Origin of the sequence: Photorhabdus sp. CRCIA-P01 (genome assembly GCF_003545805.1) — a bacterium.
Classification (GTDB): domain Bacteria; phylum Pseudomonadota; class Gammaproteobacteria; order Enterobacterales; family Enterobacteriaceae; genus Photorhabdus; species Photorhabdus antumapuensis.
Window position 1 is genome coordinate 47,752 of record NZ_NMQR01000017.1, and the last position, 13,238, is coordinate 60,989.

Consider the following 13,238-nt stretch of genomic DNA (forward strand, 5'->3'; position numbering starts at 1 on the left):
ATGAACCTAAAAGGCTTTATTGATAGATTGTCCGAGCAGGAAGTTCGTCTTTTTGTTGAAAATGGGATGCTAAAATCTCAGTCTGCTCCCGGTGCCATCACACCTGAACAGGGAAAATTTATTAAACAAAACAAACAAGCAATTATTGATTTTCTCTCTTATGCAGAGGTAGGGGGGCAACAGAAGCTTTCGTTATTACAACGTCGGCACCTTACCAAGGCACCGTTATCCTTTGCGCAGCGCCGTTTTTGGCTGGTCGAACAGGTTTCTACGGTTGAACGTCAGTATAAGATTTCAACCGCGTTCAATTTATATGGTCAATTTTCCTTGGAAGCCGCCAGCCAGGCGATAGATGCCATTCTTAAGCGACATGAAATTTTACGAACTGTTTATCAGGAATCACAGGGCATGCCCGAACAAGTCGTGTTGGACGACTATGTTTTCCAGATTAACAAAGACACTCTTGCCGATGGTGTTGACCAACGGCAGCACATAGAGGATTGGCTGGCGGGGCAGAGACAGAGACGATTTGATTTAAGTAGGGATTTACCGCTAAGAGTGGCTTATTTGGCATCTGATCTAAAATCAGATACATCTGATAAGCCGTTGGCTGGCGTATTGTTTTTTGATTTGCACCATATTGCTGCCGATGGCTGGTCTCTGGCGATATTAGTTGATGAATTTACCCTTCTTTATCAGCAAATTGTTCATGGTAAACCCGCCTTGTTGACTGAGCTTGAACTGCAATACTCGGACTATGCCTACTGGCAGAATCAAGCTGAAACTCAGCCAATGTTTGACGAGCAGTTGCAATATTGGCAACAACAGTTGGCTAACCTGCCGTTGGTTCATGAATTGCCTTTGGATTATGCTCGTCCTCAAAAATTGGATATGCGCAGCACAACGCACACGCAAAAGATACCAATGGAGACGGTTAGTAAACTTAAGCGATTAGCTGTGGATTCAAATGCCACTTTATTCATGCTCTTGCATACAGCTTTTGCTGTGATGCTAGGTCGCTACAGCGATAACCCGGATGTGATTATTGGGACACCTATTACAAGTCGACCGGTACAGAAACTGGAATCGCTAATTGGTTGTTTCCTTAATACTCTTGTATTGCGTTTGGATTGTACACCGACGCTGACATTCAATGAGTTGTTGAAGAGTGCAAGGCAGGTGCACCTTGATGCACAGAGCAATCAGGCCATTCCATTCGAATTATTAGTCGAGAAGTTGCTAGCTGAGCAAAGCACCGTGTTTACGCCCTTATTTCAAGTGCTTTTCTCAATGCAAAATTATGAATCTCAACAGTTGGAACTTGCTGATGTTGAATTTGAGGAGGTTATTGCACAAGGGGGACAAACGCAGTTTGATTTGACCCTAACCGCTACAGAAGATAAGGACGGGTTGTCACTGATTTTTGAGTTTAATCAAGGGCTCTTTAATCCGGGCACCATCGCCCGTTTTGCTGAAAATATGCAGTTGTTGTTGGCCCATATTGCGGTCAACGGTGATAGACCAATTAATCAATTGGCGATCGTCAGTGAGCAGGAACACGCTGTGCTGGACAAGTCTCATCAATCAGCTTGGCAACTGCCCGAGGAGCAACCTTTTGTGCATCGGCTTATTCAGCAGCGGGCGGCTGAGTATCCCGAGCGAGTGGCAATTCGCTACCAGGAGCAAAGCCTCGGTTTTGCTGAACTTGATGCAAGGGCTAATCAGATCGCTCAATTATTATTGACTAAAGGCGCCGACAACAACCAGCTAATTGCTATTTTGATGGAACCTGGCATTGACTTTGTTGCCAGCATGTTAGCGATATTGAAAGCAGGGTGTGCTTATTTGCCATTGGATCCCACTTATTCTGTCGCACGGTTAAGTTTTATCTTGGCTGACAGCAATGTTGGTTTGGTTATCGTCGATAACAAGAGTATCGATAAGGTCGATTTACCAATGGCTAACATTTGCACTATCTTGCTTGATGACACTGAAATTGCCGCCCAGGCCCGTACTGAACCAATGTTGACCTCAAGTGTGACAGCAGATTCCCTTGCCTATGTCATTTATACCTCGGGTTCGACAGGTAATCCTAAAGGGGTGATGATCTCGCATGGGGCTTTGAGCGCATCAACGGTTGGGCGGTTTAATTCATACTCGATAGTACCGGAGAAATTTTTACTGGTTTCATCATTTGCTTTCGATTCATCGGTTCCGGCTATATATTGGGGGCTTGGCAGCGGTGCAACGTTGCATTTAATGGCCCCCCAGGATGCGAAAGATGCATCGTATGTGGCAAAGATTATAGACAGTCAACAAATTAGCCACGTTCTTTTTATTCCCAGTTTCTACGATGCCGTTCTTGATTCCCTTACAGGACATTCACTACGTAAGGTGATTTGTGCCGGCGAAAATTTGTCGGACCAAGTTAAGACAAAACATTTCCAATGTCAGCCTCAAGCAACTCTGGTCAACGAATATGGGCCAACGGAAACCACGGTATGGTCTTCGTTGAAAATCTTTGAAAAGGCGACTGAGCCAGTCACGATTGGTCGTCCAGCTCCCCATGTGTCACTTTATGTGTTGGCGAAAGATCGCTCCCAATGTCCGGTTGGTGTAGTTGGAGAACTGTATGTTGGTGGTGTCGGATTAGCAAAAGGGTACTTGAACCGTCCAGAACTGACGGCTGAACGTTTTATTGATCATGTGGACTCTAAAGGTAACAGCGAACGACTATATCGCACTGGTGATTTAGTGAGGGTGTTGCCATCAGGCGAAATTGCTTACATTGGCCGAAACGATTTCCAAGTGAAATTGCGTGGTTTTCGTCTCGAATTGGGTGAAATTGAGAACTGTATCCGCGCTAATTTTGATGTAGCGGATGTTGTGGTTTGTGTGAGGCAGGATGACAAGCAGAGGCAATCCTTGGTGGCTTATTTGGTAGCGCCGTCGATGCTCGACATACGTGAACAGCGCGATAAAGTCGAGCGCATCTTACCGGAGTTTATGTGGCCCAGCTTCTATGTGTTATTGCCGGAAATGCCACTGACTGAGAATGGTAAAGTTAATCGTCAAGCCCTGCCTGCTCCAAGTATGGAAAATATCGCTGAGGAGCCTTTTACGCCACCAGAAACGACAACTGAAAAGCAGTTGGCTGAATTGTTCCATAGAGAGCTTGGGTTGGAGCGAATCAATATTGTGGCTCGGTTTGTACAGCTCGGTATTCACTCACTGCAATTTGTCAAACTCGGCAGTGTCATCAGAGAAGAATTGAAGATAGAACTGTCCGTGAAGGATTTTTACGTCTATGACACTCTGTTTGCTTTAGCACAGTATGTTGAGCATCAGCTTACTGAACAACAGAAACAGATTGGGGAAGAAAGGGAGGTCGTTGAACTGTGAATATCGCTGCATTTTTAGCTGACTTAAAACAGCAAGACATTATGGTATACCTTGAATCTGACTCGCTTAAGCTGAACGCGCCTAAAGGCGCGGTATCGCAAGATATGCTTACTGAGTTGAGAACGCATAAGGTAGAGATTATTGCGTATCTGCAAGGGCAACAATCAAATCCATTACCGATCAAGACTGTCGACAGAGGGCGGACTCGGTTACCTCTTTCTTTTGCGCAACAACGCCTGTGGTTCATCGACCAGCTCTTTGGCAGCAGCGAACATTACAATATGGCGACGGTGTTTGAGGTGAGTGGCGCGTTCGATTTAACGATTGCTGAAAAAGTCATGCAACGAATTGTCGAACGCCATGAAGTGTTGCGCTCAGTTTACCGAGAAGAACAGGGAGAAGTATGGCAGGAGATTCAGCCAGATGTAGATGTTAAGGAAAAAATCAATGTTCGGCACTTGACATGTGATCCTGCTGAGCTGAAAGCGATATTTTATCAGTATGTTTCTGCTCCGTTTGACTTACAGAAAGATCTAATGGTCCGGATTGACTTTTTTACAACTGATACTCAGCGGCAATTTCTGATCATCAATTTGCACCATATTGCTGGAGACGGATTGTCTTTCTCTCTATTGATGGAAGAATTTGTCACCCATTATCAAGCGATTAAGCAGAATCTGCCGGAATCCTTGCCTGCATTGCCGGTGCAATATGCAGATTATGCTTATACTCAGCAGTCATGGATTGCCGACGGAGTATTTGATGCGCAACTTGATTATTGGCAACAAAAATTAGCCGATATACCGCAAGTTCACCAATTTCCATTGGATTTTCAGCGGCCTGTGAAACAGACCAACGATGGTGTCAAGGTGCGATTCCGATTGGAGCGGCAATCTTCGGCGATGTTGCGTAAACATGCAGGCAATGCCGGTGCGACCCTGTTTATGTTATTGCACGCTGCATTTTCAGTGTTTATCGCTCGCTACAGCCAGCAAACGGATATTGTTATTGGTACACCGGCCACGAACCGTAAACAAAAAGAGTTACAGTCGCTGATCGGGTTGTTTGTCAATACGCTGGTGTTGAGAACCGAATATCAGGGCCAGGCTGATTTCATGCAGTTTGTGCAGCATGTAAAGCAAGTCAACATTGAAGCACAAATGAATCAGGATTTGCCGTTTGATGTTCTCGTGGAGAAATTGGCGGTGAGTCGGAACATTGCTTACTCACCGATATTCCAATTCATGTTCGCAATGGATACGACTGAGGCCAGCGAATCGAGACTGGATGACGTGGTATTTACCCCGGTATCTTCGGGTGAAGCATTCTCTAAATTTGATTTGGAGCTCGATGCGATTGATGACAGTGACACTATTCTGTTTGAAGTGGTATACAACAGTAGCTTATTCCATGAACACACGATTGCAAGGTTACTCAAATCGTTTGAAATCTTGTTGATTGATATCGCCAAAAATCCTTATAAAACATTAGACTCTTTAGCGTTGTTGGGTGAAGACGAAAAGCGCCGTTTAGGGCAACAACTGGCGATACCATCTTTTATTGCAACAACGACAGAATCTGTGCAATACCAGTTCGAACGTCAGGCGGAACAAAGATCCGATGCCACCGCTTTGGTATGGCAGGTTGCAGGAGAAAATCAAACCCTGACATATCGTGAGTTAAACCAGCGTGCTAACCGATTGGCGCATCACCTCATCGAAAAGGGGGTTAAGCCGGGCAATATTGTCGCGTTATGTTTACCTCGTTCCCCTGAGATGATTGTCAGTATATTGGCTGTACTGAAAGCAGGCGCTGCTTACACCCCTATTGACGTCGACAACCCTCAGTCCCGAATCCATCACATTATCGCGGATTGCCAGCCGGCGGTTGTGTTGACGAACAACGCATATGCAGACAAGTTTGCTGAACTGAATGTCATTGTTGAGCTGTTAACCTCGGAAGTGGAGCCGTTTTCAGGGATTGCATCTGATAATCCGAATATCAACCATAGCTTGGATGAACTTGCTTATGTCATGTATACCTCTGGATCGACGGGCAAACCTAAAGGGGTCATGGTAGAGCATACGCAGTTGAGTCATTTTGTTGCGGCAGCATTGGCAATGTATTCCGTTAAACCTGACGACAACGTATTACAGTTCTCCTCATTTGCATTTGATATTTCCATTGAAGAGTGTTTTGTCACCCTATGTGCAGGTGCCACTTTAGTATTGAGGAACGATGATTGGCTCAACAGCGCTGACCTATTTTGGCAACAGTGTTGTCAACACAACATCACCGTAATGAGCTTACCCACCGCATTTTGGCATCAGGTGAGTAGTGGCGACGCCTTGGTGCCTGACACACTACGGTTGGTTATCGTTGGCGGTGAAGCAATTAATGCTGAAATTGTCAGGCATTGGTTTGCATCAGCAAATCATCCTCCGGTGATGAATACCTACGGGCCGACCGAAACGACAGTCTTGGCGAGTTACCACTTGATTGAATCCGCGTTGCAGATTGAGCAGTCGGTTCCCATTGGCAGGGTATGTGGTCATGTTAAAACCTATATTGTTGATGAGCATTTGAATTTGGTGCCACAAGGTGTCATTGGTGAATTAGTTGTTGGTGGTAAAGGCGTTTCCAGAGGTTACTTAAACAGACCTGAGGAGCAGCAGAGAAGTTTTATCCAGGTTGCTTTTTTCGACGGTGAGGTCGAGCGGCTTTACCGGACCGGCGATCTGGTGAGGTTTAATGTTCATGGTGAAATTGAATATATCGGGCGGAAGGATAACCAGATAAAAATTCGGGGTTTCCGTATTGAGCTAGGTGAGATTGAGAACCAACTTATTGCGATTGATGGGGTGAGGCAAGCGGTTGTCACTGTTGATGAGCTTAATGGCAATAAACAACTGGTTGCATACTACGTTGCGGATGTGCCGCTGGAGCCAGTAGCGTTGAGGGAACAAATAAGCCAAACCTTGCCGGAATATATGGTCCCGAATGCCTTTATTTCGCTAACCAGCATTCCAATGACGGTAAACGGTAAAGTCGACTATAAAGCGTTACTGAGTGTAAAGACACCAGAGCCGTTACCAGAAAACTACCATTTCCCGCAGGGGGAACTGGAGGAGCAACTGGCTGATATGTGGCAGCAGTTGTTAGGCCATCCTAAAGTGGGCCGTACCGATAATTTTTTCAAGCTAGGGGGACATTCCCTATTGGCGATTAAGTTGGTATCGGAAATCCAGAAAACCTTGGCCGTACAGATCTCTGTTCGGGTAGTGTTTGAAAGCCAAACCTTGGCTGAATTTGCACAATTGATCGCTGAACAACAGACAGCAACTAGCGGCAATGCAGCGATAGCGCCAATTACGCCTGTAGTTGAGATGGTGAGAGTTGAAATGGCGCGGCTTCCATTGTCGTTTGCCCAGCAACGGCTTTGGTTTATTGACCAGTTAGATGGGCAAACGCCTCAATATAATATGCCGTTGGCATTAACCATCAAAGGGGACTTCAATCTCGCTATCGCTGAACGTGCGATAAACATGATTGTTCAACGCCACCAGGTGCTCCGAACGGTCTATCGGCATGATACTGCCGGTGCATGGCAGGAAGTGCTGGACAAGGTAACTGTGAAGATTGACCGTATTGACTATCAAAGCCTTGGGGAAAAAAGCTGCCAACAGCAGGTGCAAGAATTTATTCAGCGGCACGCGGAGCAGGCATTTGATTTGGCTAACGATGTCATGCTGCGAGCGGCTTATCTAAAGATAACGGAAGATCAGTGTGTTATGGTATTCAATATGCACCATATCGCATCAGATGGTTGGTCAATCAAAGTGCTTGCTGATGAGTTTGTCAACATATACAGCCAATTGCTTGAGGGCTGTCAGCAACCGGCTTTGCCATCGTTACCCATTCAATATAAAGATTATGCTGTCTGGCAACGGCAACAACTACAGGGTGAAACGTTACAAACGGATCTTAACTACTGGTTAACTCAGCTTAATGAGCTGCCTCCTGTACACGACTTACCGTTGGATTACCCGCGTCCATTACAACTTGGTAGCAGTGGTGGGTTATTTGAATTTAGTGCTGACAAGTCTCTTTTGATTGGGCTCAAATCGCTTGCCAGTCAACATAATACTAGCCTGTTTGTGGTATTGCATGCGGCATTTACCCTGTTACTTGCCCGTCATGGTCAAAGCAAGGATATTGTCATAGGGACGCCGGTGGCGAATCGTTTGCAGGCGGAAGTTGAGCCGCTTATCGGCTTTTTCGTCAATATGCTAGTGCTGCGCACCAAATACCAAGCAGATCTCACTTTTGCTGAATATCTGTCACATATTCGCCAGGTTAATATTGATGCTCAAGCGCATCAGTTACTGCCGTTTGAATTGTTGGTTGAGAAAATGCAGCCGGAGCGGAGTGCAAGTTATTCGCCACTCTTCCAAGTCGTATTCTCAATGGATACCAATGAATCCAAGGTATTGCAATTGAGTAACGTTGAATTTGAGTACCTTGATAGCGAACATGTTACGGCCCAGTTTGATTTGACCTTAGATGCCAGTGAAAGTGAGGACAGTCTTGATTTTAGTTTTGAATACAACGGTGAACTATTCGAACGGTCGACAATAACCCGATTCAGCCAACGGTTTCTGACTTTATTGTCTGCATTAGTGAGTGACCAATATCAAACGGCTCCTTTGACTAAACTGCCAGTGTTAACTGAGCAGGAAAGGCAATATCTGTTGAGCGATATCAATGACAATTGGCAGCCTTATCCTGCTGATAAGTGTATTCATCAGTTGTTTGAAGAACAAATGGAACGGAGTCCAGAACAAATAGCGGTTATTGACGGCGAGCTTCATCTCACTTACCGGCAAGTGAATGCTCAAGCTAATCAGGTAGCCCACTTTTTGTTGGACAAAAATTATATATCGGATTCCTTTATTGCGGTTTGCATGGAGCGTACCGCGGCCTCGGTGATTACCGTACTTGGCATCTTGAAGGCAGGTTTAGCCTATGTGCCATTTGATGCTGATCAGCCATTGCAGCGGATTGAATACATTCTTCAAGAGAGCGGTACACCATTGGTTGTGGTTGATGATATTCAGCGTTTGCCCATTGAGGTGGTTTCGGCGTACAACGTCTGGCGATTGGATGAAATATTAAGCCAGTCACGGATTGATACCAATATTGCGGCGACGCAGAGTCATTCAACTGCGACCAATTTGGCTTACATGACTTACACTTCAGGAACAACTGGCCATCCCAAGGGAGTGATGGTTGAGCACACGGCGATGATTGCGCGTTTGTATGGCTGGGATGCGGTATTTGGCTTATTCCAGAAGCCGCCAACCGTATTGCAAATGGCGGGTTTGGCTGTGGATATTTTTCTGGGTGATATCGTTAAGAGCTTGACCACCGGTGGTCGCTTGGTGATTTGCCGCAAGTCGGATTTGATTACCACAGAGGCTTTGTATCAGCTTATCGAACAACAACAAGTGACGTTTGGTGACTTTGTGCCGGTCATTCTGAGAAATTTACTCGATTATACTGAACAAAACAGGGTTCAATTGAATTCACTGCGCCATATATTAGTGGGTTCCGAAGCTTGGTATGGTCGTGATTTGAACCGTTTACAAAAGCTGATGCATACCGATGCCCGTTGTTTCAATATTTATGGACAAACAGAATCGGTGATTGATGCCAGTTACGGTGATGTGACTCATCTCTCTTTACCTGATGATGCCTATGTTCCCATCGGTACGCCGTTTGCCAATACCCACATTTATATCCTTGATGCTTATGGCGAGCCTGTGCCTATGGGGGTGGTTGGTGAAATTGCGGTAGGTGGCCCTGGTTTGGCAAGAGGTTACAACCGCAATAGCGAATTAACACAACAAAAATTTGTTAAAGACGACCTTTCTGGCCGTTGTGGTTATATTTATCACACGGGTGATCAAGCTAGATTAAAATCTGATGGGACTCTGGAGTTTTTAGGGCGCAATGATGATCAAATAAAACTGCGTGGGTTCCGTATTGAACTGGCTGAAATTGATGCCAAGCTGCGTGCATTGCCTGATGTGCGGAATGCTATTGCTGTGGTACGGGAAATTGAGCCGGGCAATAAACAAATTATTGCTTATCTGCAAACGCCACAATCGTTATTGGTTGAACAGGTCAGAGAACAGCTACGGCATCAACTACCTCATTACATGATCCCCAGTGCATTTGTATGTCTGAATGCTTTCCCGGTGAGTATTACCGGAAAAGTGGATAAAGAAAAACTACCTGCACCAGAAGCCAGTGCTTTTACCAGTACTGAATATGTTGCGCCACAAAATGACATTGAAAGAACATTAGCGTCTATTTTTGCCGTGGTTTTGAAGCAGGAGAAAGTGAGTCGTTACGATAATTTCTTTGCTTTGGGTGGTGACTCAATATTAATTGTGCGTGTTGTTGCGATGGCTAAACAGGTGGGTTTAGCACTTAGTGTAAAAGATATTTTGGCCTATCAAAGTATTCATGAAATAACGCGGCAGTTACCTGATTTGAACAACAAAAGCGTCTCTTCTAAAGATGCTTATCGCGCTTTTTCATTACTTACAGATGACGAACGGGCGGTATTGACTGAGCCATCGACATTGGATGATGCATATTCATTGTCGAGTTTGCAAATGGGGTCTATTTATCATCAGCTAAAAGATGAAAGTTACCACATTGTAGAACATTACTCGATTAATACAGTGTGGAGTGAACAAGCGTTTCGTCAGGCATTTAATGCCATAGTACAACGCCATGAGTTATTGCGTGCAACATACAACTTCGAGTTAGGGAGAGCGTTGCAATATATTCATAAAACGATTGCTTTGCCGGTTACGCTTAATGATTGTCGCCACCTTTCCGTGCAGGAATTCGAGCATCAATTAGATCACTGCTTGGAACAGGAAAATAGCAACTTTTTCGTTGAAAATGAATTAATGTGGCGAATTCATGTATTTATTGATGCTAATAATACATTTGCTCTGGTTTTGTCCCATCAACATGCCATTCTTGATGGTTGGAGTGTTGCCAACCTAAAAGTTGAGTTTATGGAAAACTATTTATCGGTGTTGTCTGGCGGTTCTATTCCACCAAGAGCTGATTTACCGCATTACGGTGAATACATTGCTGAAGAACTGGCGGCTATTGCTGATCCTGAACACAAAGCTTATTGGCAGCACATTGCCAACGCGGCTGTACTTCCTGACTGGACTGGAAAAGGGTCAACACAACATTATTCCGCTCGCCTTGAGCTATCTTATTTACATGACGATTTGCAACAACTTGCGACGCGCTTAAAAGTACCGTTGCGCACATTGCTGTTGGCGGTACATGTTTATGTATTGGCGAAAATCAATGGCACTGATTCCAGCACCAGTTCGGTCGTCAGCCACGGGAGACTTGAAGTGGAGGGGGCTGAATCTTGTCTTGGATTATTCTTGAATACGCCGCCGGTTAATGCGGATATTCATCAACAAACCTGGGCGTCGTTGATTCAGCAATTAACCGAATATAGCACTGCAAGCTGGCCTTATCGACATTATCCGGTTGCTGTAATGCAAGAGGAATTCAAGTGTGATTACTCTGGTGCTTTGTTTAACTATGTCGATTTTCATGTGTCTGATGAGTTACAGACAACTCAGGATGTTGAGCCCGGACAGGCTTATGATCATGAATATGAACGAGTTGATTATGGTTATGATTTTGTTTGCCATCATAGTTCAGCTAATGGTTTTCTGGTTCTGCAATTGGCGTTAACTCAATTGGTGTTTGGGGAACATCAGGCAGGTCAAATATTAGCCTATTATGAAACTGCCATAAAGTCGATGTTAGTTTCACAACATCATCACTTGGGGCATGCGGATTATTTAGCGCCAGGTCAAATCCAACACTTGCATCAATTAGCCCATAATTCGTCATCTATTGCTAATGATTGCACATCTCTGACTCGATTATTTGCCCGAGTTGCGCATCAGATACCTGATGAAGTGGCTTTGTCGGGGCCTTGGGGAAGCATAAATTATGCTCAGTTGGCGTTAGCGGCTGACAAACTAGCGGCACTTCTTGTTGCGCGGGGTATCGGCGTAAATGATACGGTGGGTATTTATTTATCAAGTAGTCCTGAGGTGGTGATTAGTGTCTTGGCTATTTTGAAGGCGAACGCAACGTTTGTACCATTAGCAACCGATTATCCAACAGAACGCATTGTCCATATTATTAATGATGCTGATATTCAGCTTATTGTTTCACAGCGTTCTGAAAGCCGTACTTTGCCTGTTGATGAACAAAATATTGTTATGGTTGATGAGATTGAGTCGGTTGATACTGCTGTTGTGGCACAAGAAGTGGCATTATCAGCGCAAGAGCGTATTGCTTACATCATGTATACCTCGGGTTCAACGGGTACGCCTAAGGGCATTAAGATCAGTCATCACAATTTATTGAGCTATTATGAGGCCGTTCAACGCTATTACCCGACAAATTCTGCCCGTGTATTGCAAATTGCCAACATTGGTTTTGATATTTTTATCGAAGAATTAATGTTGTCGGTATTTTCCGGTGGTTGTCTGGTTCTGGATAGTCATAAAACAGCGTATAGCGTTAAACAGTTATGTCAGATCATTGATGCACAAAAAGTCACACTGATTTCAGTACCTACAGCCTTATGGCATGAGTGGACATATCAGTTAACCGCCGACGATGTTGAACAACTCGTTGAGCATTTGGAGGTATGTATCGTCGGTGGTGAAGCCATGCGAATGGAGTTATTGGCGCTATGGCAACAAAAAACACAAGGAAAGATCCGTTTATTCAACACTTATGGACCGACAGAAACAACCATTGTAGCAACCGCTATCGATGTCACACGATTAGACACCTTAACAGACTCAGTGGTGCCTATAGGTCGTCCTTTGGCACATTGTCAGACCTATGTTTTGGATTCTCAGGGGGGATTGGTACCGCCAGGTGTTATTGGTGAACTCTACATTGCTGGTGATGCTTTAAGTTTAGGTTATGTGAATAACCCAGAGCAAAATGCGGCCCAGTTTGTTGAAATGGCTATCTTGCCGGAACAAACAGTACGCTTATATAAAACCGGTGATCGTGTTTATTGGAATAACGATGGTGAACTGGTTTATGTCGGTCGTCTTGATAATCAGGTCAAGATCAGAGGTTTTCGTATCGAAACTCGCGAAATAGAGTCAGCACTGTCAGCTATTGATGGCGTGGCGACAAGTATTGTGCGAGTGATTGTCGATGCGACTGGCGAAAAACAACTGGGTGCTTGGCTGGTTATGCCAGCGGGTACCGAAACGGATGCTGTCATCCCCTCGATAAGAGAGCAACTGAAAACTCGATTACCAGAGTATATGGTGCCAACCCTATATGCTGTGATAGCCACTATACCAACTACGGCTAATGGTAAAGTGAATTTTGCTGCCCTACCTGAGCCAAAACCTTGCATTACGCGAGGGTTGGATCGTATTGCGGAAACTGAAATTGAAAAACAATTGGTACAACTGTGTGCCGACGCACTGAAATTACCGTTAAGCATGGTGAGCTTAACCGCGTCTTTTATCGAGTTGGGCGGGAATTCGTTAACCTTGTTGAGGTTTTTACATCAGATACAACAGACTTTTGCTGTCGTGGTCAGCGTTGCCGATGTCATGACGGCCAGTGATCTAGCAATACTGGCACTGATAATTGAGCGTAAGCAGTTGCAACAAGCTGAACAAGTCAGTCAGGGGCATAACTCGGTGGCGGAAGAAGGCTGGTTATGATGATAA

At 44.9% G+C, this 13,238-nt stretch carries 2 protein-coding genes; both read left to right on the forward strand.

Features of this window, described 5'->3' with window-relative positions:
* Nucleotides 1-3,402 (forward strand): non-ribosomal peptide synthetase, encoded by a 3,402-nt coding sequence (locus tag D3222_RS12220; RefSeq protein ID WP_232832500.1) that lies wholly within the window; start codon nucleotides 1-3, stop codon nucleotides 3,400-3,402.
* Complete coding sequence (locus tag D3222_RS12225) at nucleotides 3,399-13,232, forward strand: non-ribosomal peptide synthetase (protein WP_118986413.1); 9,834 nt, start codon at nucleotides 3,399-3,401, stop codon at nucleotides 13,230-13,232. The genes D3222_RS12220 and D3222_RS12225 overlap by 4 nt, the downstream gene beginning before the upstream one ends.
* Nucleotides 13,233-13,238 lie beyond the last annotated feature (6 nt).

Coding starts and splice junctions, on each gene's coding strand:
- D3222_RS12220 (WP_232832500.1), top strand. CDS start 1: ATGAACCTAAAAGGCTTTATTGATAGATTGTCCGAGCAGGAAGTTCGT.